Source organism: Streptomyces sp. NPDC015345, from assembly GCF_043078805.1.
Taxonomy (GTDB): domain Bacteria; phylum Actinomycetota; class Actinomycetes; order Streptomycetales; family Streptomycetaceae; genus Streptomyces.
Genome location: NZ_JBIBTX010000001.1, coordinates 63,169 through 84,816, shown reverse-complemented (window position 1 = coordinate 84,816; position 21,648 = coordinate 63,169). Strand labels below are relative to the sequence as shown.

Genomic DNA, 21,648 nt, shown 5'->3' with positions numbered 1-21,648 from the left:
GGCCGCCCCCGGGGTTCAGCCGCCGGCCGCCCCGCGTTCCGGGCAGTCCGCGGTCTCCGTGCAGAGGTTGGTCTCCACCCGGGTGAGCAGGTGAAGGAGTGTGGTGCGCTCGTCTTCGTCGAGACCGGCGAGCGTGTGCCCTTCCAGTTGACCCCAGGCGCGCTCCACCTGGGCCAGCAGGCCGCAGCTGGCGTCGCTGGCCTCGACGAGCACGGCCCGGCGGTCGGCCGGGTCGGGGCGGCGCCGCACGTGCCCGGCCTGCTCCAGGCGCTGGAGCATCTTCGTGACCGTCGACGGGTCGAGGTCGACCGCCTTGATGAGCTCGGACTGCCGCACCGGACCGGCGTCCCACAGGTGCATCATCACGAACTCCTGGCCCGGATAGAGGCCGACCCCCTTCAGGACCTTGCCCGCCGCGATGCGGTGCAGGCGTGCCACCCGGCTGAGCGCATGGCTGACGGGGCCCGCCTCCGCCACCGCGGGGAGCCCCGGGGGACAGGCGGGGTCGGCCGGTTCGGTCTGCGGGGTGTCGGCCTTCATCACGTGCTCCTGCTGGTCACTGGACGTCTTCCGAAAAGATTACCTTGGTCGGCCAAGAAATGCGTTACAGTGAAGCCCGGCCAGATGGTTGGCCGACCACATAAAACCTGCCCGGGAGCCCTGATGACCACCGCGTTCGACCCGATCGACCTGTCCGGCACCCCGCTCGCCAACCGCATAGCCATGGCCCCGATGACCCGAAGCCGTGCGGGTCAGGGCGGTGTTCCCACCGACCTGACCGTTGAGTACTACGTCCAGCGGGCCTCCGCGGGCCTGATCATCAGCGAGGCCATCCAGCCTTCTGTGGTCGGCCAGGGATACCCGGACACCCCCGGCCTGCACAGCGCCGAGCAGGTCGCCGCCTGGCGCAAGGTCACCGACGCCGTGCACGCGGCGGGCGGCAAGATCTTCGCCCAGCTCATGCACGCGGGCCGCATCGGCCACCCGGTCCTGCTCCCCGACGGACTGGTCAACGTCGCCCCCTCGCCCGTACAGCCCGAGGGCCAGGTCTACACCGCCGAGGGCCCCAAGGACTTCGTCACCCCGCGTGAGCTGACCGACGCCGAGATCCGCGCCACGATCGGCGACTTCGCCGCCGCCGCGCGGAACGCGGTGGACGCCGGCTTCGACGGCGTCGAGCTGCACGGCGCCAACGGCTACCTGATCCACCAGTTCCTCGCGCCCGGCACCAACCGGCGCACCGACGAGTGGGGCGGCTCCGTGGAGAACCGCCTGCGCTTCGCCGTGGAGGTGGCCAAGGCCGTCACCGCCGAGATCGGCGCCGCCCGCACCGGCTTCCGCATCTCGCCCGGCAACCCCTTCAACGACATCACCGAGCCCGATCCCGAGCCGGCGTACACCGCCCTGGTCAAGGAGCTGGCCGCGCTCGACCTCGCGTACCTGCACGTCATGGAGGTCGGCGAGATCCGCGAGCTGACCACCCGGCTGCGGCAGGACTTCGGCGGGACGTTCCTCCTGAACCCGCAGACCGAGGGCCCCACGAGCCACGACGCGCTCGCCCTCGTCGAGGACGGCACCGCGGATGTCATCGCGTTCGGGGCGCTGTTCCTCGCCAACCCCGACCTGCCGGCCCGCCTGAAGGCCGAGGGCCCGTACAACACGCCTGACCCGGCGACCTTCTACGGCGGCACGGAGAAGGGCTACACGGACTACCCCGCGCTGTAGCGAACGGGCGGGACGCGGGCCGGCCCGGCGCCCACGGGGGGTGCCGGGCCGGCCCGCGTCCCGCCTCAGTTCACCCGACCGGGGTGAAGTCCCGCGCCCCGATGAACTCGGGCCTGCGCACGGGCGCCGCGAACGGCTCGACCGCGGTGTTCTCCACGCTGTTGAAGACGATGAAGACGTTCGACCGCGGATACGGGGTGATGTTGTCCCCGGAACCGTGCATGGCGTTGCAGTCGAACCACGTGGCCGAGCCCGCCTCGCCGGTGAACAGGCGGATGCCGTGGTCGGACGCGAGGTGGGTCAGCGTCTCGTTCGACGGGATGCCCGCGTCCTGCATCTGGAGCGACCGCTTGTAGTTGTCCTTCGGCGTGGCGCCCGCACAGCCGAGGAACGTCTTGTGCGACCCCGGCATGATCATGAGGCCGCCGTTGGTGTCGTGGTTCTTCGTCAGGGCGATCGACACCGAGACGGTGCGCATGTTGGGCAGGCCGTCCTCCGCGTGCCAGGTCTCGAAGTCCGAGTGCCAGTAGAACCCCGAGGCCCCGAAGCCCGGCTTCACGTTGATCCGGGACTGGTGGACGTACACGTCGGAGCCGAGGATCTGCCGGGCCCGGCCCACCACGCGCGGGTCGGCGGCCAGCTTGCCGAAGAGCTCACTGATCTTGTGCACCTCGAAGATCGAGCGGATCTCCTGCGAGCGCGGCTCGACGATGGAACGCTCGTCCGCGCGCATCGCCGGATCGTTCATGAGCCGTTCCAGCTCACCGTGGTACACGGCGACTTCGTCCGGGGTGATCAGCTGGTCGATGGCCAGGAAACCGTCCCGCTCGAACCCCGCCAGATCCCCGGCCGCGATGGGCCCTTCGGCACCCGGCTCGGACCACACCACCGGGTCCTTGCGTTCGATGAGCACCTCTTCGGCACCTCGGGTCGGGTACAGGTCAATGGTGCGTTCGGGTGCGGTGGTCATGGTGTTGCCTGCCTCTCCTCTCGTACGGCCCTGTGCGGGATGTAGGTCGCGGTCAGACCGGGTCCGGCTCCGTGAGCAGCGGGTACACGCCGTTCTCGTCGTGGTCCTCACGACCGGTGACGGGCGGGTTGAAGACGCACAGGCAGTGGAAGTCCTCCTTGATCCGCATGGTGTGCTTCTCGTGCCCGTCGAGCAGGTACATGGTGCCCGGCGTGATCGTGTACTTCTCGCCGGTCGTGTCGTCGGTCAGTTCGGCCTCGCCCTTGGTGCAGACGACGGCCTCGATGTGGTTGGCGTACCACATCGACGTCTCCGTCCCCGCGTACAGGATGGTCTCGTGCAGGGAGAACCCCACGCGCTCCTTGGCGAGGACGATGCGCTTGCTCTCCCAGGTACCCGACTTGGCCTTCACATGCCGGTCGGTGCCTTCAATGTCCTTGAACGAACGGACGATCACGGTGTGGTGGTTCCTTTTCTCTTACGGTGTGAGGGGCTCGGACAGTCGCTCGCTCAGGCGGTCTCGCGGACCGCGCGGGCCAGCGTGCGCAGCCCCTCGTCCAGCTCGTCGGGGGTGATCGTCAGCGCCGGGAGGAGCTTGACGACCTCGCCCTCGGGGCCGGAGGTCTCGATCAGCAGGCCCAGTTCGAAGGCCCGCTTCGCCACGGCGCTCGCCCGGTCCTTGTCGAGGAACTCGATGCCCCAGACCAGGCCGCGGCCGCGGAACTCCTTGATCTCGGCACGGTTCTCGTCGACGATCGCGGTCAGCGCCTGCTCGACCTGCTCGCCGCGGGCACGGGTCTGCTTCTCCATCGCCGAACCGTCGGACCAGTACGTCTCAAGCGCGGCGGCGGCCGTGACGAACGCCGGGTTGTTGCCGCGGAAGGTGCCGTTGTGCTCGCCCGGCTCCCACACGTCGAGCTCCGGCTTGAACAGGCAGAGCGACATGGGCATGCCGTAGCCGCTGATCGACTTCGACACCGTCACGATGTCCGGCGTGATGCCCGCCTCCTCGAAGGAGAAGAAGGCGCCGGTGCGGCCGCAGCCCATCTGGATGTCGTCGACGATCAGGAGCATGTCCCAGCGCTCGCAGACCTCGGCGAGCTTGCGCAGCCACTCGACGCGGGCCACGTTGATGCCGCCCTCGCCCTGGACCGTCTCCACGATCACCGCGGCGGGCTGGTTGAGGCCCGAGCCCTGGTCCTCGAGGAGCCGCTCGAACCAGATGAAGTCAGGCGTCTGGCCGTCGAGGTAGTTGTCGAACGGCATCGGCGTGCCGTGCACCAGCGGGATACCGGCGCCCGCCCGCTTGAAGGCGTTGCCGGTCACCGCGAGGGAGCCGAGCGACATGCCGTGGAAGGCGTTCGTGAACGACACGATCGACTCGCGGCCCTTGACCTTGCGGGCCAGCTTCAGCGCCGACTCCACGGCGTTGGTGCCCGTCGGGCCCGGGAACATGACCTTGTACGGCAGGTCGCGCGGGCGCAGGATGATGTTCTGGAACGACTCCAGGAAGGCGCGCTTGGCGGACGTCGACATGTCGAGGCCGTGCACGACACCGTCGCGCTCCAGGTAGTCGATGAGCGCGCGTTTGAGGACCGGGTTGTTGTGCCCGTAGTTGAGCGAACCGGCACCGGCGAAGAAGTCGAGGTACTCGTGGCCGTCCTCGTCGAACATGCGGCTGCCCTGCGCGCGGTCGAAGACCGTAGGCCAACCGCGGCAGTAGCTGCGCACCTCCGACTCCAGGGTCTCGAAGACGCTCAGGTCGGGCTGGGTGATGGTCACAGCGGATCTCCTGGGAGATGGAAAGAAAGACGTGGGAGGTGGGGGGGGGGCTGGGGGGCTGGGGGTGGTGCGTGGGGGACTCGCCGGCTCGTGGGGGGAGCGAGCGGATCAGAAGTCGAGTGGTCCGATGGGGCCGATGCGGTACAGCACCTCGGGCTCGTGTCCGCCGTCGGGGAAGAGCCCCGCGTCGAACAGGACCTCGCGCTCGACCTGCGCGCCGTGCCGCCGCGCGTAGGAGGTGAACAGGCGCTCGGACGCGGTGTTGCCGGGCGTGATGGTGGTCTCGACGCGGGCCAGTCCGCGCTCGGCGGCGACCTTCGAGGTCAGCCCGTCGAGCAGGGCGCCGGCCAGGCCGCGGCCGCGCTGCCCGTGGTCGACGGCCACCTGCCAGACCACCAGGGTGTCCGGGCGCTCGGGCCGGATGTAGCCGGTGATGAAACCGGCCGGCTCACCGTCGGCGCCGCGGGCCACCACGGAGGTCGCCGCGAAGTCGCGGCACCACAGCAGATAGCTGTACGAGGAGTTGAGGTCGAGCACCTTGGAGTCGCGGGCGATCCGCCAGATCGCGGCGCCGTCGGCGACGACGGGACTGTCGAGCCGCAGCCCCTCAGGCATTTTCAGGTATTTCGCTTGCAGGTCGGTCGGTAGATCGGCTTGTGCAGCGGTCATGCGGATTGAATTTACCGAGCAATTTCTTGAATTGCATCGTGGGAAGGGGTTACGTGAGCGCGTCTCATGTGTTATCACGCGGGGGTGCGCGCCCGCATGAGCAACTTGCTTTTTGGGGTGATTTGACCGTGTCATATGCGGAGGAAATGGACACGATGTGGAGTACGTCACAGCGATGTAACCCGCATGAGACCCGCCCGAATTACGCCTTTTGGTGCTGACGAAATCTTAGTGTTTAGGTCTTCGGAAAGCGGGCAGAAGAATACGGGAAGCTGAGCTCATAAAGAATTCATGAGAATGCTTCATGGAATGTGCGGATGAATAGGCGGATGATGCTCGTGGAGTGCGGATGGCGTGCGGCAATTGCGCGCCCGATTCATGTTCCCGTCACGCCGTCGATACGCTCCCGCAAGAGGTCGGCATGCCCGTTGTGGCGCGCGTACTCCTCGATGAGGTGCATCAGGACCCAGCGGAGGCTGACCTCGTCGTCACCGCCCACGACGGCCGCCTCCTCGGCGCCGAGCCGCCCCGTCTCGTCCAGCGAACGCCCCGCGCAGATCTCGCGGTTGACGGCGACCTCGCGCTCCCACGCCGCGAGCACCTCGGCGAACGTCCTCGACCGGTCCAGGGTGAAGCCGCCGGGCTGTCCGGCGTAGAGCAGCGGGACCTCCCGCCGGGCGAACACCCGCTGGATCCAGTTGCGTTCGATCTCGGCCAGGTGCTGCACCAGGCCGAACAGCGAGAGCGTCGACGGCTCCACGGGCGTACGCAGCGCCTCCTCGTCGTCGAGGCCCGCGCACTTCACGGCGAGCGTCGCGCGGTGCAGGTCGAGCCAGCCGGCCAGCATGGCCGGCTCATCGGCGGTCAGGGGTGGAATGCGGCGGCCGTCCGGAAGCGTGGTCATGGCGGGCACGGTGCCACGGGGGAGCGCCACGGCGGAAGAGCGCCCCGCGAGCCAAGAGCCAGGAGCCAAGAGCCAGGGGCCAGGAGCCGAGGTACGGATCCGGACGGCCAGGGGCCGCTACCGCCAGGCGTCGGTCACCGCGCGGCGCGCCGCCTCCAGGTCGACCGCGAGACCGGCCTCGCCCATCGCGGCGCCCAGAGCCGCGAGGCAGGCGTGCACGACACCGCGGGTGGCGTCGGGGCCGTAGTGGTTGACCCGGATCATCTCCTTGGCCAGCGCCCCGCCCCCGGCGACCAGCGGCAGCACCGGGTCGGCGGCCAGCGCCTTGGCGACCAGCTCCGAGGCGTCGGTGCCCGAGGGCGCCCGCAGGGTGGTGGCGACCGGCGCCGCGTCCCCGGCCTCGTACACGTACGGCTCAAGGCCACCGCCGAGCGCGAGCGCGCCCGCACGGGTCGCGGCGGCGGCGGTGGCGTGCCGCGCCATCAGGGCGTCGAGGCCCTCCGTCTCGATGCGCTCCACGCACGCCTCGAGGGCCAGCATCTCCAGCTGGGCGGGCGCGTGCAGCAGCGCCTTGCGGCCGCCGTCGATCCAGCGCTCCTTCCAGTCGAGGAGGGAGAGGTAGGAGCGGCGGGGCGCCTGCGGGTTCGCGGCGATCCGCTGCCAGGCCCGCTCGCTCACCGACACCGCCGAGACGCCCGCCGGGCCGCCCATCGCCTTCTGCGCGCCGATCACGCACAGGTCCACGCCCCACGCGTCCGGCAGCAGCGGCTCGGCGCCCACCGAGGCGACCGCGTCCAGCATGAACAGCGCGCCGTGCTCGCGCACGACCTCGCCGATCTCCGCGACCGGGTTGGTGTTGCCGGTCGCCGCCTCGGCGTGCACCAGCGACACGAAGTCGATCTCCGGGTGCTCCGCGAAGGCCTGGCGCACCTGGTCGGCCGTGACGGCCGTGTGGAAGGGCACGGCGAGGTCGATGACCGTGGCACCGCAGTCGCGCAGCCAGTTCCCGAAAGTCTGGCCGTACGGCCCGGTGATCACGTTCAGCGCGGTCGTGCCGGGCCGCGCGGCGCCCCGGATGCACCCCTCCAGGGGCAGCAGGGCCTCACCCTGCATGATCACGACGTCCTGCTCGGTGGCCAGCAGCCCGGCCACCCGCGCCTCGATGGCGGCGAAGTGCTGGGCGCTCAGCGGCGCCAGGTCCAGAAAGGGATGCGTCACGGTACTGCTCACGTCACTGCTCACTTCGCTCACGTCGCTCACGAGTTCGTTCGGGCTGCGGTACGAGCGTACCGAGGGGCCCGGGGCCGGGCGTTCCCAGCGCCCCGTTCCCCCCGCCCTGAGCGCCTCCTAAGCTGCTGCCATGAGTGATCACGCGGTGCTGCACGTGAAGGGGCGGGTGCTCGTCGGGCCCGAGGACGTACGGGACGAACTGTGGGTCGTCGGGGGCAAGGTGACGTACGACCGGCCGCTCGCCCCGGCCGCCGGGACGGTCACCGTCGAGGGGTGGGTGCTGCCCGGCCTCGTCGACGCGCACTGCCACGTCGGCCTGGACGCGCACGGCCCCGTGGACTCCGCCACGGCCGAGAAGCAGGCGCTGACCGACCGCGAGATCGGCGCACTGCTCCTGCGGGACGCGGGCTCCCCCTCCGACACCCGCTGGATCGACGACCGCGAGGACCTGCCGAAGATCATCCGAGCCGGCCGGCACATCGCGCGCACGCGCCGCTACATCCGCAACTACGCCCACGAGATCGAGCCCGAGGACCTCGTCGCGTACGTCGCCCAGGAGGCGCGGCGCGGCGACGGCTGGGTCAAGCTCGTCGGTGACTGGATCGACCGCGAGGCCGGTGACCTGACGGCCTGCTGGCCGCGCGAGGCCGTCGAGGCGGCGATCGCCGAGGCGCACCGGCTCGGCGCCCGCGTCACCGCCCACTGCTTCGCCGAGGACTCCCTGAGGGACCTGGTCGAGGCGGGCATCGACTGCATCGAGCACGCCACGGGCCTGACGGAGGAGACGATTCCGCTCTTCGCGGAGCGGGGCGTCGCGATCGTCCCGACCCTGGTCAACATCGCCACGTTCCCCGGTCTTGCCGCCGGTGGCGAGAAGAAGTTTCCCCGCTGGTCGGCCCACATGCGCAGGCTCCACGACCGCCGCTATGACACGGTGCGTTCGGCGTACGACGCGGGCATCCCTGTCTTCGTCGGCACCGACGCGGGCGGCTCCCTGCCGCACGGCCTGGTCGCCGCCGAGGTCGCCGAACTGACCCGCGCGGGCATCCCGCCGCTGGCCGCCCTCTCCGCGACGACCTGGGGCGCGCGGGACTGGCTCGGCCGTCCCGGCCTGGCGGAGGGGGCCCCGGCCGACCTCGTGGTGTACGAGGCGGATCCCCGGCAGGACGTACGGGTCCTGGCGGCGCCTCGGCGGGTGGTGCTGAATGGGAAGGTCGTGGGGTAGGCGGGCGCCCCGCTCCTCGCATACGGACGGGTGTTGACCGGGCGTTACGTGGGGGCGCGGCGCGTCGTTTGTTCTCTCCCACGCGGCTCCGTGTGGAGCTCAGTCCGGCGGGGAACCGCGGTGCGCGAGTGATTCCAGGGAACGTGCGTGCCCGCCGATTCGAAAGCAAGGCCGGAAATCCCCCTTTGGAGTGAACTGGCGTTGGGTTGCCGCCCGTTCACTCTGAGTGCGTAAAGATTCCCGCGTCGCCCCCCCGTCGATGGGGGGCGACGCCCTCGGCGCGCACGTGATGTCCCCTGTGGCGTGCGCCGCCGACGGCCCGTCTCTCTTGTGGGGGTTCCACCACCTTGAACAGCAACACCTTCCGCCTGCCCGCGCGCCGCCTCGCCGTCGTCGCCGCCACCACCGCCCTCGCCGCCGGTCCCGCGGCGCTCGCCGGTGCCGGGCCCGCGCAGGCCACCGGCGGTGACCACGACCGCGGTGGCCGCGCCGACGCCGTCGTCCTGCGGACCGGGCTCGACGTCTCCCTGCTCAACAAGACCGTGAACGTCCCGCTCAAGGTCGCCCTCAACGAGGTCCAGGCCCCCGAGAGCGCGGAGAAGACCGCGCTCACGGCGCGGCTCGACGGGGTCGACGGAGGAAAGCCGTTCAGCGTGCTGCGCGCGGACGTGGCCACGGCCAAGGCGACCGTGCGGGGCGGCCGGGCGGAGGGCTACAGCAACATCGCGCGGGCCGAGGTGCATGTGCCGGGGCTGCCGCTGCTCTCCCTCATCGAGGTCGAGCAGGTCACCTCCAAGGCCGTCTGCGAGGCGGGCAAGCGGCCTGTCGCCGAGGCGAATCTGCTGGGCGGGGTGACCGTGCTCGGCAAGAAGGTCACGTTGACCGCCGGGGGGAGGAGCGAGGTGATCGTGCCGGGGGTCGGTGAGGTGCGGCTGGAGCTGTCCAGGACCCGTACGACGTCGCGTACGGCTGCGGCGTCCGCGCTGGAGCTCAAGGTGTCGGTGAATCCGTTGAAGCTGAACGTCGCCGAGGTCGAGGGGACGGTGACGCTGGCGGGGGCCGGCTGTTCCGCGCCGGGGGTGGCGCGTGAGGAGGGCGGGGCGGAGCCGCAGGGGGAGCGGGAGAAGCCGGTCGACGCGGGGGCGGAGCCCGAGGCCGCTGAGGCGGGCCTCGCGGAGACCGGGGGGAACTCCATGACTCCGTACGTCGCGGGTGGGGCGGTGGTGCTGCTGGCCGCGGGCGGGGGTGCGGTGGCCATGGCTCGACGCGGCCGGGGATAGCCGGGGCCGGACTGGGCTCGGCTGGGGCGCCTGGGGTGTGCGTCTTGGGGGCGGGGCGGGGCGGGGGCGCCTTGGGTCGTCGGGTGAGGCGGGGCCGCGGGGGTATGTCCGTGCTCGCCATCGTGGCGCGGGGGTTCTGCTGCTTCGGCGCCCTCATGACCACCACTGTGCTCCGCGCGCACATACCCCCACGTCCCCTCGGGCGCGCTCGCGGCTGCGGGTTGTTGGTGGCCCATGTCCTCGCTGGGTGCGTGAGTGGCTGCGGGTTGTTGGTGGCCTATGTCCTCGCTGGGTGCGCTCGCGGCTGTGGGTTGACCTCGGTCCATACCTGCGCTGGGTGCGCCTGGCCCTAACTGCGGGGTCGTCGGCCTCGGCTCATGCCCCCTGGGCGCGGCCGGTGCCGCCCGCCTGCTCGCGCGCTTCCTGCGGGCCCGCGCCCACCCGCCCCCGCCCCGCTTCCAGAGGCCGCTGCGGGTGGCTGCCCACCCTCCCCGCTCCTACCCCGAGGTCTCGACGCCGAGTTACGGGCGGGTGGGTGGGAGACGTCCGGCGCGGAGCGGCGGGGCAGGGGATACCGCCGGGCTCGTGTTCGTGGCCGGGGTGCCCCCACCCTCCCCGCTCCTACCTCGACGTCTCGACGCCGGGTTACGGGCGGGTGGGTGGGAGACATCTGGCGCGGAGCGGCGGGGTAGGGGATGCCGCCGGGTACTTGCACCGCCGCGGGGTGCGCGACCGCTCCTACCCCGAGGTCTCGACGCCGGGTTACGGGCGGGTGGGTGGGAGACATCCGGCGCGGAGCGGCGGGCGAGGGGATACCGCCGGGTTCCTCAGCCGCGCAGCGTCGCCGCCAGCGCGGCGAGGAAGCGGTCGGACGTGGCCCGGTCCCTGACCGCGAGGCGGAGCCAGTCAGGCCCCAGGCCAGGAAACGTGTCGCCCCGCCGCACCGCGAACCCCGCCGCCCGCAGCCGCCCCCGCACCCCCAGCGCTCCGGGCACACGGACCAGCACGAACGGCCCCTCCGCGGGCCCCGCCACCCGTACCCCGAAGCCTCCCAACTCCCCCAGCCCCGCGAGGAGATACGCCCGGTCCGCCGCCCCCCGATGCGCCGCGTGCCCGGCCTCCGCCAGCGCCCGCGGCCCCACACACGCCCGCGCCGCCACCAGCGCAGGAGTCGACACCGGCCACAGCGGCTGCGCCCCCGCCAGGGTGGCGATCACGTCCGGCGCGGCCAGGACGTAGCCGATACGGAGCCCCGCGAGACCCCACGTCTTCGTGAGGCTGCGCAGCACCACCAGACCGGGGACATCGGTACGGCCCGCCAGCGCCTCCCGCTCACCCGGCACCGCGTCCATGAACGCCTCGTCCACCACCAGGATCCGCCCCGGCCGGGCGAGCGCCACGATCGACGCCGCCGGGTGGAGGACGGACGTCGGGTTCGTCGGGTTTCCGATGACCACGAGGTCGGCACCCTCCGGGACCGCCGCCGGGTCGAGGCGGAACCCGTCCTCCTCCCGCAGCAGCACCCGCCCCACCTCGTGCCCCGCGTCCCGCAACGCCGCCTCGGGCTCAGTGAACTGCGGGTGCACGACGACGGGATGTCGTACCTTCAGGGCGCGTGCCAGGAGGACGAACGCCTCCGCCGCCCCGGACGTGAGCAGCACGCGATCCGGGGGGAGACCGTGGCGCGCCGCCACCGCCTCCCGCGCCGAGCGTCCGTCCGGATACGCCGCGAGGCCGTCCAGCGACTCGGCGATGACCTGCTTCAGCCAGGCCGGAGGAGTGTCGGACCGTACGTTCACCGCCAGGTCGGTCAGCTCGGCGCCGTCGTCCCGCACCTCCGCGTCCCCGTGGTGCCGCAGATCGTGCCCGGCGGCACGGCGTACGACCGCGCACGTCACCATCGGCGGCCGGCCCACCGGCGCCGACTTCCGCTTGGGGACGAGGAGTTCGCCGCCGCCCCGCAACGCCGCCGCTTCCGCCACCGACGGCGTACCCACCGCCGCGCCGGCCCACGCGGACGGGTTCGGGACCGTCACCTCCGCCAGCTCGGCCGCCGAGTACGTCACGAGCGGTACCCCGAGCCGTGCCGCCGCCGCGACGATCCCAGGCTCCTCACCCTTCACGTCGACCGTCGCCAGCTCGGCCACCGCGCCCTCGGGCAGACCGGCCTCGCGGACCGTGTCCCGGACGAGGCCGAGCACCTCCTGCGGGGGCGCGCCCTCGCAGGCGCCGACGCCCACGACCAGAACCTGGACGTCAGCCATGGAGGGGTCCTTTCATACGAGGAGGGGGGACACGGGGTGAGGGATGTGCGGGAGAGGGGGACGATCCGCTAGCAAGGGGCCATGGCGGTGTTCGTGGCGCTCGGCGCCTTTCTCATGACCCTGGTGGGCGGGTGGACGGCCCAGCGGGTCACCGACCGGCGCCATCTCGTCCTCGGGCTCGCCGGCGGCCTCATGCTCGGCGTCGTCGGCCTCGACCTGCTCCCGGAGGCCCTGGAAGCCGCCGGGAGACCCGTCTTCGGCGTACCGGAGGCGCTGCTCCTGTTCGTCGGCGGCTTCCTCGTCGCCCATCTCGTGGAGCGTCTCCTCGCGGGACGGCAGGCCGGCCACGGCGCCGATGAGCATGAGCGCGGGCGGGTTCCCCAAGTGGGGCTGACGGCCGCCGCCGCCATGGTCGGGCACAGCGTCATGGACGGTGTCGCCATCGGCGCGGCCTTCCAGGTCGGCGGCGGCATGGGCGTGGCCGTGGCGCTCGCCGTCGTCGCCCATGACTTCGCGGACGGCTTCAACACGTACACGATCACCAGCCTGTACGGGAACGCCCGCCGCAAGGCCCTCGCGATGCTCTTCGCGGACGCGGCGGCCCCGGTGGTCGGCGCCGCCTCCACCCTGCTTCTCACCATCCCGGAACAGCTGCTCGGCGCCTATCTCGGGTTCTTCGGCGGGGCACTGCTGTATCTCGCGGCGGCCGAGATCCTGCCCGAGGCGCACCACGACCACCCCGCCCGCTCGACGCTGCTGTGCACGGTGGCGGGCGTGGGGTTCATCTGGCTGGTGGTCGGCGTCGCCGAGTGAGCGGCACCGCGCGATGTTCACGGCGTACACCGGTCGACGAAGCGGCGCGCGACATCCGGGCGCGCGGCCCAGTGCGTGTGCAGGTAGCTGGCGTGCACGTTCCCCTGTACGAAGCCTTCGACACGGCGCTCAGGGGCGTGCAGGCCCCAGGCGGGGGCCGGGCCCGCCCCCGGCTCCACGACCGTGCGGTGGAACTCGTGGCCCCGCGTGCGCGTCCCCGCCGCCGCGAGCACGCCGTCCGACACGGCGACCGCCTCGCGGTACCCGAGCGTCAGCCGCTCCGACATCCGCGCCTCGGCGTCAAGCACCCCGCACATAGGCTTCCCGTCCAGCTCACGGGCGAGGTACAGCAGCCCCGCGCACTCCGCGGCCACGGGCGCCCCGGAGCGCGCCAGCGCCGCCACGGCCTCGCGCAGCGGTTCGTTGGCGGACAGCTCGGGTGCGTACACCTCGGGGAAGCCGCCGCCGATCACCAGACCGGCCGTGCCCTCCGGCAGCCGCTCGTCGTGGAGCGGGTCGAACGGCACGACCTCGGCCCCGGCCGCCGTGAGCAGTTCCGTGTGCTCGGCGTAGGAGAAGGTGAAGGCGGCGCCACCGGCGACGGCGACACGGGGCGGGCGTCCGGCAACCGAAGCCGACGCCGGTACCGCGCCGGGATCCCACGCACCGCCGGGCAGCGACGGCGCGCTGCGGGCCAGCGCGAGCAGCGCCTCCAGGTCACAGCCCTCCCGCACCTGCGAGGCCAGCGCGGCGACGGACTCCACCGCCTCCGCCTGCCGTTCGGCGACCGGGACGAGACCCAAGTGCCGTGACGGCGCCCGTACTTGACGTACCCGGCGCAGCGCGCCCAGGACCGGTACGCCGGACTCCTCCAGCGCCTCCCGCAGCAGCGTCTCGTGCCGGTCGGAACCCACCTTGTTGAGGATCACGCCCGCGACCCGCACCTGAGGGTCCCACGACGCGAAGCCGTGCACGAGCGCCGCCACCGAACGGGACTGCGACGACGCGTCGACGACCAGGACGACCGGTGCGCGCAGCAGCTTCGCGACATGCGCCGTGGAGGCGAGCTCGCCCTGGCCCGCCGCCCCGTCGTACATCCCCATCACGCCCTCGACGACCGCGAGATCGCACCCCGCCGACCCGTGCGCGAACAGCGGCGCGATCAGGTCGGGGCCGCACAGGTACGCGTCGAGGTTGCGGCCGGGCCGGCCGGTCGCCAGCGCGTGATAGCCGGGGTCGATGTAGTCCGGCCCGACCTTGTGCGGGGACACGGCGAGCCCGGCCGCCGTGAAGGCGGCCATCAGGCCCGTCGCGACGGTCGTCTTGCCACTGCCCGACGACGGCGCCGCGATGACGAGACGAGCTACCACTCGATGCCCCTCTGGCCCTTCTGTCCGGCGTCCATCGGGTGCTTGACCTTGGACATGTCCGTCACCAGGTCGGCGAAGTCGATCAGCTGCTGCGGTGCGTTGCGGCCGGTGATGACCACGTGCTGGGTGCCGGGGCGGTTCCGCAGGACCTCCACGACCTCGTCCGTGTCGATCCAGCCCCAGTGCATCGGGTACGCGAACTCGTCGAGCACGTACAGCTTGTACGTCTCCGCCGCGAGGTCACGCTTGACCTGCTCCCAGCCCTCGCGGGCCTTGTCCTCGTTCGTCGACTCGCCCTCGGCGGGGGCGCGCTGGATCCACGACCAGCCCTCGCCCATCTTGTGCCAGGCGACCGTGCCGCCCTCACCGGAGGCGCCGAGGACCTTCAGCGCGTTCTCCTCGCCGACCTTCCACTTCGCCGACTTCACGAACTGGAACACCCCGACCGGCCACCCCTGGTTCCACGCCCGCAGCGCGAGCCCGAACGCGGCGGTCGACTTGCCCTTGCCGATGCCCGTGTGCACGAAGACCAGCGGGCGGTTGCGGCGCTGGCGCGTCGTGAGCCCGTCGTCCGGTACGACACTCGGCTGTCCCTGCGGCATTAAGCGGCCCTCCTCGAAGGCGAGTTCATTCCCTGTACGTCCTTGACGAGCCCGGCGATCGAGTCCGCCCGCAGCTCGTCGAGCGTCACGGCCGTGCCGCCGAGCTCGCCCGCCAACTGGCCCGCGAGACCGAGGCGTACGTAGCCCGACTCGCAGTCGACGACGACCGAGGCCACCTTGTCGGCCGCGAACAGCCGTGCCGCGCGGCCCGCTCGGGCCACCGGCTCCACCCCGCCCGTCGCCCGCCCGTCCGTCACCACGACCACCAGCGGCCGCCGCGCGGCATCGCGCAGCCGCTCCACACGCAGCACGTCGTGCGCCTTCAGCAGGCCCGCGGCCAGCGGCGTACGGCCGCCCGTCGGCAGCGTTTCGAGGCGGGCGGCGGCGGCGTCCACCGATGACGTCGGGGGCAACGCCACCTGGGCGTCCTGGCCCCGGAACGTCACCAGGCCCACCTTGTCGCGCCGCTGGTAGGCGTCCAGGAGGAGCGAGAGCACGGCACCCTTGACGGCGCTCATCCGCTGCCGCGCCGCCATCGACCCCGAGGCGTCCACGACGAACAGCACGAGGTTGCCCTCGCGGCCCTCGCGGGTCGCCTGCCGCAAGTCGTCACGGCGTACGACGAGACCGGCACCGGAGCGGCCCCGGGCCTTCTGGTGCGGGGCGGCGGCCTGCACGGTCGCCGCCAGGTGCAGCTTGGTCAGGGCGCCTTGAGGGCGCCGCGAACCCGTCGTACGGCCGTGCTCGGTACGGGCGCGTGAGCGCCGCCCGGCCGCGCCCTCGCCGATGCCGGGCACGCTCAGCATCTTGGTGCGGAAGGGCTCGGCGGCGCGTACCGCCTGCTGCTCGCCGGCTCCGGGGCCTGCGGTCGGGGCCGGTTCCTGAGGGGCCGCCGGTGCGTCGTCCGCGCCGGGGCCCTGCTGCTGGGAGGGGAGATCGGGGGTGTCGGGGCCGCCGCCCTCCGGGGGCTGCCCACCGCCGCCACCACCATCGCCGGGACCGCCGCCGTCGGGGTCGTCCTCAGGAGGCTCGGGCGCCTCGTTCTCGCGCGCCTCCTCCAGCGTCTCGTCGAGCTTGTCCTCGTCGAGACCCGGCGCGTCGAAGGGGTTGCGGCGCCTGCGGTGCGGCAGCGCGAGCAGCGCGGCCTGCCGCACGTCCTCGCTCTCCACCTCCGTACGCCCCGCCCAGGCGGCCAGCGCGGTCGCCGTGCGCGCCATCACGATGTCGGCCCGCATCCCGTCCACCTCGAACGCCGCGCAGGTCGCCGCGATCTGCCGCAACGCCCCGTCGCCCAGGACGACTTGGGGCAGCAGCGCCCGTGCCGCCACGACGCGGTCGCGCAGCGCCGCCTCGTCCTCGGCGAAGCGGGCCGCGAAGGCCTCGGGGTCGTCGTCGTACGCCAGCCGCCGCCGCACGACCTCCACGCGCTGGTCGGTCTCGCGGGAGGCGGCCACCTCGACGGTGAGCCCGAACCGGTCGAGCAGCTGCGGCCGCAGCTCCCCCTCCTCGGGGTTCATGGTGCCGACCAGCAGGAAACGGGCGGCGTGCCGTACGGAGACGCCTTCGCGCTCCACGTACGAGGCGCCCATCGCGGCGGCGTCCAGGAGGAGGTCGATGAGATGGTCATGCAGCAAATTGACTTCATCCACGTACAAGATGCCGCGGTTTGCCGAGGCCAACAACCCGGGCTCGAAGGCCTTGACGCCTTCCGAGAGCGCACGCTCGATGTCGAGAGACCCGACAAGACGGTCCTCGGAAGCGCCGACAGGCAGTTCCACCATCCGGGCGGGCCGTGACGCTCCGGTCCCGGGCTCGTGCGGCCCGTCGGGGCAGCCGAGGTCCGGGGCGTCGGGGTCGCAGGAGAAGCGGCAGCCGGCCACGACGTCGACGGCGGGCAGCAGAGCCGAGAGGGCCCGGACGGCCGTGCTCTTCGCCGTGCCCTTCTCGCCGCGGACAAGGACACCGCCCACCTTGGGCGATACGGCGTTGAGCAGCAGCGCGAGCCGCAGGTTGTCCTGGCCGACGACAGCGGTGAACGGATAGGGGGTGCTCATACGCGGATCACTCCTTCGTGCGGTTCATGCCGGTGCTCGTGCAGCGCGAGGAGCGCCGTGCGCAGTATGGGTGAGTGGTCCCCGCTGCTGCGGGGATGGTCCACTCCTGCACGATCACTTCGTGGAACTGCTGCTGTGGTCCCCGCGCATGCGGGGCTCGTTCTACTGGGGGGCCGGGTCGTCATGCGGGCGCACCCGGCGCGATGAACGGCAGCCCGGCCGGCGCCCCCTTCTCGATCAGGCTCAACAGCCCGTCCGTGTCCGCGTGTTCTTCGATCAGGTCGCCGAGGATGTCGAGCTGCTCCTCGCGCAGCGTGCCGAAGCTGGTGTCGGGCGCGGGCACGAAGCGGCGCCCGGCCGCGCGCGCCACCTCCGTGAGGAACCGGCGCCGGAACGCGTCGCTCTCCAGCGACCCGTGCCAGTGCGTGCCCCACACCTCGCCGACCCGGCAGCCGTCCAGGAAGGGTTCCCCGCCCAGGACCTCGGCGACGCCGTGGTGGATCTCGTACCCCTCGACCGGCTCGCCGAGGGCCTCGCCCACCGGTCTGGCGAGGGTCTTCTCGCGGGCGAACCGCACCCGCACTGGCAGCACCCCGAGCCCCGCCACGGCGCCCGCCCGCGACTCGACATCGTCCTCGATGTGCTCGCCGAGGACCTGGAAGCCGCCGCAGATGCCGAGCACGGGCCGCCCCTCGGCGGCGCGGCGCACGAGGGCGCCCGCGAGGCCGCGCTCCCGCAGCCACTGGAGCGCGCGTACGGTCCCGCGCGTGCCCGGTACGACCACGAGGTCCGCGTCGACGAGCTCCTCGGCCCGGTCCACGAACCGCACGACGACACCCGGCTCGGCCGCCAGCGCGTCCACGTCGGTGAAGTTGGACATCAGCGGCACCGCGCACACGGCGACGCGCAGCACGTCCTCACCGACCGGCGGTGCCACCACGGACTCCCGCACGGCGCCCCGCAGCGAGACGCGCAGCCCGTCCTCCTCGTCGATGCCGAGCCCGTGCTGGAAGGGCAGCACACCGAAGGTGCGGCGCCCGGTCAGCTCGTACAGCATGTCGAGGCCCGGTTCGAGGAGCGAGACGTCGCCCCGGAACTTGTTCACCAGATACCCGGCGACCAGCTCCTGGTCGGCCGCGCTCAGCAGCGCCGTCGTACCGAAGAACGAGGCGAACACCCCGCCCCGGTCGATGTCCCCGACCACCAGGACGGGGAAGCGGGCCGCGCGCGCGATGCCCATGTTCACGATGTCGGTGCGCCGCAGATTGATCTCGGCGGGGCTGCCCGCGCCCTCACAGATCACGGCGTCATAGCTGCCCCGGAGTTCTTCGAGGCATCCCACGACGGTGTCGAGCAGCGCGGCCTGCCGCCCCCCGTGGTAGCCGCGCGCGCTCATCTCGCCGACCGGCTTGCCCATCAGCACGACCTGGCTTGAGCGGTCGCTGCCCGGCTTGAGCAGGACGGGGTTCATCAGGGCGCTCGGCTCCACACGGGCGGCCTGCGCCTGCATGGCCTGGGCCCGCCCGATCTCGGCGCCCTCGCGGGTGACGAAGGAGTTCAGGGACATGTTCTGCGCCTTGAACGGCGCGACGGACACACCCTCGCGGGCCAGCCACCGGCAGATCCCGGCGGTGACGACGCTCTTCCCGGCGTCCGATGTGGTTCCCGCGACCAGCAGCCCACCACTCATGAGGTCCTCCTCGACCGAGACCGACGGCACATCTCCCGCACACCCACCGCGACGCCCAGCGCCAGCCAGCTCACCCGCCGCGACAGCTTCACGGCCCGCTCGATGTCCGTCACCCGCACGTCCCGCCCGTCCGTGTTCAGGACGGGCCGGTGCTCGACCCGCCCGCCGTACGAGAGGGTCCCGCCGAGCCGCACTCCGAGCGCTCCCGCGAAGGAGGCCTCCACGGGCCCGGCATTGGGGCTGGGATGCTTGGCGGCATCCGTACGCCATGCCCGCACCGCCCCTGAGGGCGAGTCCCCGGCCAGCGCCGCGAGCCCGGCGGTGAGCCGCGCCCCCGGCCAGCCGAGGACGTCGTCGAGGCGGGCGGAGGCCCAGCCGTACCGCCGGTACCTGGACGACTTGTGACCGACCATGGCGTCGAGGGTGTTCACGGCGCGGAAGGCGACGAGCCCCGGCACCCCGCCGACGGCACCCCACACCAGCGCCCCGACCACCGCGTCGGAGGTGTTCTCGGCGACGGACTCGACGACGGCGCGCGCGATGCCGTCGGAGTCCAGCGCCTGCGGATCCCGTCCGCACAGATGGGGCAGCCGCTCCCGGGCCACGTCCACGTCACCGGCGGCCAGCGCGCCGCCGATGGCCCGCGCCTCCCGTCCGAGCGAGGTCCCGCCGACCACGGCCCACGTCGCGGCGGCGGTCAGCGTGACGGAGGCGGCGGGGGAGCGGCGTACGAGAGAGGCGGCGAGCGCGGCGGCACCCGCCGCGCCCCCGGCACAGACCACGGCGTGCAGCGCGCCCCACCCGCGGTGGTCCCGCCACAGCACCCGCTCGACGGCGGCCGCCGCACGCCCGAACCCGGCGACCGGATGGCCCCGGCGGGGATCGCCGAGCAGCAGGTCACCGAGGAGGCCGGCGGCGGCGCCGTACGCGAAGTCGCGATCGGCACTCATGGGGTCAGCCCGTCGCAGTGCCGGGTGATGAGCTCACGCTCGGGAACAGGTCCGGCAACGGGCGGCCGCGCATGGCGATATGTCCTCACTCAGGGTGTCCGCGCCCTGGTTCGACGTGATCGGCGGCGAGAGTTCCTGGCTTCCGGGAGCGTCGGGGACGGCTGCCCGGTGACAGTGGCGGGACCGCGCCGGATTCGCACCGGCTTCCTCTTCTGCCGCCGTAGTTGGCCCCGGCAGTCCACCACGCCCCGCGAACGCCCGTCAACTCGCCGTTGACCTGCGGCGGGAGAGTGTGTGGAGCCGCACATACGGCGGCGGGGGGGGGGGGGGGGGCACCAACCCCCCCCCCCCCCCCCACCCCCCCCCCCCCCCCCCCCCGCCCCCACCCCCCCCCCCCCCCCCCCCCCCCCCCCCCCCCCCCCCCCCCCCCCCCCCCCCGCCACCGCCCTTCAACTCGCCGTTGCCGTGCGGCGGGAGAGTGTGTGGCGCGGCACATCCGGCGGGGGGGGGCGGGACGTGAACACACGTCCCGCACCCCGCCGTGAACCGCTGCCGTCAGGCGACGATCAGATAGATGCCGTACGCCACGGCCGCCGCGCACAGCGCGAAGCAGGCGTACGCGCCGGTGCGCGCCAGCGCCACGGAGCCGCCGGAACCACTGCCCGACGCGGCCGCCGTCTCCTGCTTGGAGAGACCGATGATGCCGAGGGTGAACAGGCCCACGAGAGCCACCGTCACGGCGAGGCTGACTCCGAAGACGGAGCCGAGTGCTGCCCAGTCGATGTTCATGGTGATGTGTCCTTACACCGTCGCGGGCCGGGCGGGGTCCGCCATGGCGCCGGTCGTGGTCGGGGCGGTGGCCTGGGCCGTGAGGGTGGCCTTGACCAGTTCGTCGGAGGAGGCGCCCGCCGCGGCCATCGCGCCCGTCGGGGGCGGGGTGACGGCGGCGATCGCGGTGGTCACGACGCCCGCGGGTTCGGCGCCCGTGGTGTCGTCGTGGCGGACCTCGTCGTCGGTGACGTTGGTGTGGTCGACGGCGTTGCGCCGGGAGAGCGCCCAGATGACGGCCGAGCCGGTGATCAGGAGCGCGGCGGTGACCGCGATGCCCCAGGGGCCCTGCTTGGTGAGGAACTCGGCGCCCGCGCCGACCAGACCGGCGGCCGGCAGGGTCAGGCCCCACGCGACGAACATGCGGGTCGCGGTGGACCAGCGGACCACGCCGCCCTTGCGGCCGAGGCCCGCGCCCATCACGGCGCCGGAACAGGACTGGGTGGTGGAGAGCGAGAAGCCCAGGTGGGAGGAGGCCAGGATGACCGTCGCGGCGCTGGTCTGGGCGGCGAAGCCCTGCTGCGGCTGGAGGTCGGTGAGGCCCTTGCCCATGGTGCGGATGATGCGCCAGCCGCCGAGGTAGGTGCCGAGCGCGATGGCGACACCGGCCGAGACGATGACCCACATCGGGGGGTTCGCGCCGGGGTTCAGGACGCCGCCGGTGACCAGGGCGAGCGTGATGATGCCCATGGTCTTCTGCGCGTCGTTCGTGCCGTGCGCCAGGGAGACGAGGCCCGCGGAGGCGATCTGGCCGGCGCGGTAGCCCTTGGCGGTCGCCCTGGTGTCGGTGTTGCGGCCGATGCGGTACGTCAGGCGCGTCGCCAGCGTCGCGGCGAGTCCCGCCACGAGCGGCGCGGCGAGGGCCGGGATGAGCACCTTGGTGACGACGGTGCCGCCGTTGATCGACGACCAGCCCATCGACATGACCGCGGCGCCGATGAGGCCGCCGAAGAGGGCGTGGGAGGAACTGGAGGGCAGGCCCACCAGCCAGGTCAGCAGGTTCCACAGGATCGCGCCGACGAGCGCAGCGAAGATGACCTCCGTCTTGAGGCCGTCCTCGTTGACGATCCCGCCTGAGATCGTCTTGGCGACTTCGACGGAGAGGAAGGCTCCGACGAGGTTCAGCACGGCGGACATGGCCACCGCCGTCTTGGGCTTGAGAGCGCCGGTCGAGATGGTCGTCGCCATCGCGTTGGCAGTGTCGTGGAAACCGTTCGTGAAATCGAACACGAGAGCGGTAACGATCACGATCCCGAGGAGAAGCGTGATGTGTTCCATTTACCCAGGCTTCT

General features: G+C 72.4%; 19 protein-coding genes and 1 riboswitch. Of the genes, 4 read left to right on the top strand and 15 right to left on the bottom strand.

Translation table 11 applies throughout. The annotated features are described in order from the left end of the window. Nucleotides 1-15: 15 nt before the first annotated feature. The gene (locus tag ACF062_RS00425; RefSeq protein WP_392133771.1) at nt 16-540 is read right to left on the bottom strand and encodes a MarR family winged helix-turn-helix transcriptional regulator; all 525 of its coding nucleotides are present in this window, start codon (nt 538-540) and stop codon (nt 16-18) included. A 123-nt stretch (nt 541-663) separates the two neighbouring features. On the opposite strand from ACF062_RS00425, the gene ACF062_RS00420 reads away from it, so the two are divergent. Then, complete coding sequence (locus ACF062_RS00420; RefSeq protein ID WP_392133769.1) at nt 664-1,725, top strand: alkene reductase; 1,062 nt, start codon at nt 664-666, stop codon at nt 1,723-1,725. A gap of 70 nt (nt 1,726-1,795) precedes the next feature. On the opposite strand, the gene thpD is transcribed toward ACF062_RS00420, so the two are convergent. The 6 genes from thpD to ACF062_RS00390 all read right to left on the bottom strand — a co-directional run bounded on the left by thpD (nt 1,796) and on the right by ACF062_RS00390 (nt 7,268). Next, nucleotides 1,796-2,695: an ectoine hydroxylase gene (gene thpD / locus ACF062_RS00415; protein ID WP_223773918.1), complete on the bottom strand. Its 900-nt coding sequence runs from the start codon at nt 2,693-2,695 to the stop codon at nt 1,796-1,798. A 52-nt stretch (nt 2,696-2,747) separates the two neighbouring features. Beyond that, entirely contained in the window at nt 2,748-3,152 is a 405-nt protein-coding gene (locus tag ACF062_RS00410; protein ID WP_219687406.1) for an ectoine synthase, read from the bottom strand. Nucleotides 3,153-3,205: 53 nt separating this feature from the next. Beyond that, nucleotides 3,206-4,477, bottom strand: coding sequence for a diaminobutyrate--2-oxoglutarate transaminase (ectB, locus tag ACF062_RS00405; protein WP_392133766.1), 1,272 nt, complete (start codon nt 4,475-4,477; stop codon nt 3,206-3,208). A gap of 108 nt (nt 4,478-4,585) precedes the next feature. Next, nucleotides 4,586-5,146 (bottom strand): diaminobutyrate acetyltransferase, encoded by a 561-nt coding sequence (gene ectA / locus ACF062_RS00400; RefSeq protein WP_392133764.1) that lies wholly within the window; start codon nt 5,144-5,146, stop codon nt 4,586-4,588. Nucleotides 5,147-5,522: 376 nt separating this feature from the next. Next, entirely contained in the window at nt 5,523-6,050 is a 528-nt protein-coding gene (locus tag ACF062_RS00395; protein WP_392133761.1) for a DinB family protein, read from the bottom strand. A gap of 117 nt (nt 6,051-6,167) precedes the next feature. Next, nucleotides 6,168-7,268 (bottom strand): pyridoxal-phosphate-dependent aminotransferase family protein, encoded by a 1,101-nt coding sequence (locus ACF062_RS00390; RefSeq protein ID WP_392136387.1) that lies wholly within the window; start codon nt 7,266-7,268, stop codon nt 6,168-6,170. 142 nt (nt 7,269-7,410) lie between these two features. Between ACF062_RS00390 and ACF062_RS00385 the strand changes: the two genes are divergently transcribed. After that, complete coding sequence (locus ACF062_RS00385; protein WP_392133759.1) at nt 7,411-8,505, top strand: amidohydrolase family protein; 1,095 nt, start codon at nt 7,411-7,413, stop codon at nt 8,503-8,505. 347 nt (nt 8,506-8,852) lie between these two features. Next, nucleotides 8,853-9,785 carry an SCO1860 family LAETG-anchored protein gene (locus ACF062_RS00380; RefSeq protein WP_392133756.1) on the top strand — a complete coding sequence of 311 codons (933 nt, stop codon included), beginning with the start codon at nt 8,853-8,855 and terminating at the stop codon, nt 9,783-9,785. A gap of 827 nt (nt 9,786-10,612) precedes the next feature. Here ACF062_RS00380 and cobC read toward each other — a convergent pair. Further along, nucleotides 10,613-12,049: an Rv2231c family pyridoxal phosphate-dependent protein CobC gene (cobC, locus tag ACF062_RS00375; protein WP_392133753.1), complete on the bottom strand. Its 1,437-nt coding sequence runs from the start codon at nt 12,047-12,049 to the stop codon at nt 10,613-10,615. A gap of 81 nt (nt 12,050-12,130) precedes the next feature. Here cobC and ACF062_RS00370 point away from each other — a divergent pair, with 81 nt between their 5' ends. Beyond that, complete coding sequence (locus tag ACF062_RS00370) at nt 12,131-12,862, top strand: ZIP family metal transporter (RefSeq protein WP_223773910.1); 732 nt, start codon at nt 12,131-12,133, stop codon at nt 12,860-12,862. Between the two features lie 17 nt (nt 12,863-12,879). On the opposite strand, the gene ACF062_RS00365 is transcribed toward ACF062_RS00370, so the two are convergent. From ACF062_RS00365 to ACF062_RS00335, 7 genes are all read right to left on the bottom strand, one after another. Further along, nucleotides 12,880-14,232, bottom strand: coding sequence for a cobyrinate a,c-diamide synthase (locus ACF062_RS00365; protein WP_392133750.1), 1,353 nt, complete (start codon nt 14,230-14,232; stop codon nt 12,880-12,882). Further along, nucleotides 14,226-14,834, bottom strand: coding sequence for a cob(I)yrinic acid a,c-diamide adenosyltransferase (cobO, locus tag ACF062_RS00360; protein WP_392133747.1), 609 nt, complete (start codon nt 14,832-14,834; stop codon nt 14,226-14,228). The genes ACF062_RS00365 and cobO overlap by 7 nt, the downstream gene beginning before the upstream one ends. Next, nucleotides 14,834-16,888 (bottom strand): putative cobaltochelatase, encoded by a 2,055-nt coding sequence (locus ACF062_RS00355; RefSeq protein ID WP_392133744.1) that lies wholly within the window; start codon nt 16,886-16,888, stop codon nt 14,834-14,836. Before ACF062_RS00355 ends, cobO begins: the two co-directional genes overlap by 1 nt. A 181-nt stretch (nt 16,889-17,069) precedes the next feature. Next, on the bottom strand, nt 17,070-18,578 hold the full coding sequence (locus tag ACF062_RS00350) for a cobyric acid synthase (protein ID WP_392133741.1): 1,509 nt from the start codon (nt 18,576-18,578) through the stop codon (nt 17,070-17,072). Next, entirely contained in the window at nt 18,575-19,528 is a 954-nt protein-coding gene (locus ACF062_RS00345; RefSeq protein WP_392133738.1) for a cobalamin biosynthesis protein, read from the bottom strand. Before ACF062_RS00345 ends, ACF062_RS00350 begins: the two co-directional genes overlap by 4 nt. Nucleotides 19,529-19,657: 129 nt before the next feature. Further along, nucleotides 19,658-19,740: riboswitch (cobalamin riboswitch) on the bottom strand. 343 nt (nt 19,741-20,083) lie between these two features. Next, nucleotides 20,084-20,317 carry a hypothetical protein gene (locus tag ACF062_RS00340; RefSeq protein WP_127912642.1) on the bottom strand — a complete coding sequence of 78 codons (234 nt, stop codon included), beginning with the start codon at nt 20,315-20,317 and terminating at the stop codon, nt 20,084-20,086. A gap of 12 nt (nt 20,318-20,329) precedes the next feature. Further along, entirely contained in the window at nt 20,330-21,634 is a 1,305-nt protein-coding gene (locus tag ACF062_RS00335) for an anion permease (RefSeq protein WP_392133735.1), read from the bottom strand. Between the last annotated feature and the right edge of the window lie 14 nt (nt 21,635-21,648).

Bases quoted from the DNA above. Each gene is read 5' to 3' on its own strand.
- cobO (WP_392133747.1), bottom strand. From the start codon at position 14,834: ATGCCGCAGGGACAGCCGAGTGTCGTACCGGACGACGGGCTCACGACG.
- cobC (WP_392133753.1), bottom strand. From the start codon at position 12,049: ATGGCTGACGTCCAGGTTCTGGTCGTGGGCGTCGGCGCCTGCGAGGGC.
- ACF062_RS00370 (WP_223773910.1), top strand. From the start codon at position 12,131: ATGGCGGTGTTCGTGGCGCTCGGCGCCTTTCTCATGACCCTGGTGGGC.
- ACF062_RS00340 (WP_127912642.1), bottom strand. From the start codon at position 20,317: ATGAACATCGACTGGGCAGCACTCGGCTCCGTCTTCGGAGTCAGCCTC.
- ACF062_RS00385 (WP_392133759.1), top strand. From the start codon at position 7,411: ATGAGTGATCACGCGGTGCTGCACGTGAAGGGGCGGGTGCTCGTCGGG.
- ACF062_RS00420 (WP_392133769.1), top strand. From the start codon at position 664: ATGACCACCGCGTTCGACCCGATCGACCTGTCCGGCACCCCGCTCGCC.
- ACF062_RS00355 (WP_392133744.1), bottom strand. From the start codon at position 16,888: ATGAGCACCCCCTATCCGTTCACCGCTGTCGTCGGCCAGGACAACCTG.
- ectA (WP_392133764.1), bottom strand. From the start codon at position 5,146: ATGACCGCTGCACAAGCCGATCTACCGACCGACCTGCAAGCGAAATAC.
- ACF062_RS00335 (WP_392133735.1), bottom strand. From the start codon at position 21,634: ATGGAACACATCACGCTTCTCCTCGGGATCGTGATCGTTACCGCTCTC.
- ACF062_RS00425 (WP_392133771.1), bottom strand. From the start codon at position 540: ATGAAGGCCGACACCCCGCAGACCGAACCGGCCGACCCCGCCTGTCCC.
- ACF062_RS00350 (WP_392133741.1), bottom strand. From the start codon at position 18,578: ATGAGTGGTGGGCTGCTGGTCGCGGGAACCACATCGGACGCCGGGAAG.
- ACF062_RS00345 (WP_392133738.1), bottom strand. From the start codon at position 19,528: ATGAGTGCCGATCGCGACTTCGCGTACGGCGCCGCCGCCGGCCTCCTC.
- thpD (WP_223773918.1), bottom strand. From the start codon at position 2,695: ATGACCACCGCACCCGAACGCACCATTGACCTGTACCCGACCCGAGGT.
- ACF062_RS00395 (WP_392133761.1), bottom strand. From the start codon at position 6,050: ATGACCACGCTTCCGGACGGCCGCCGCATTCCACCCCTGACCGCCGAT.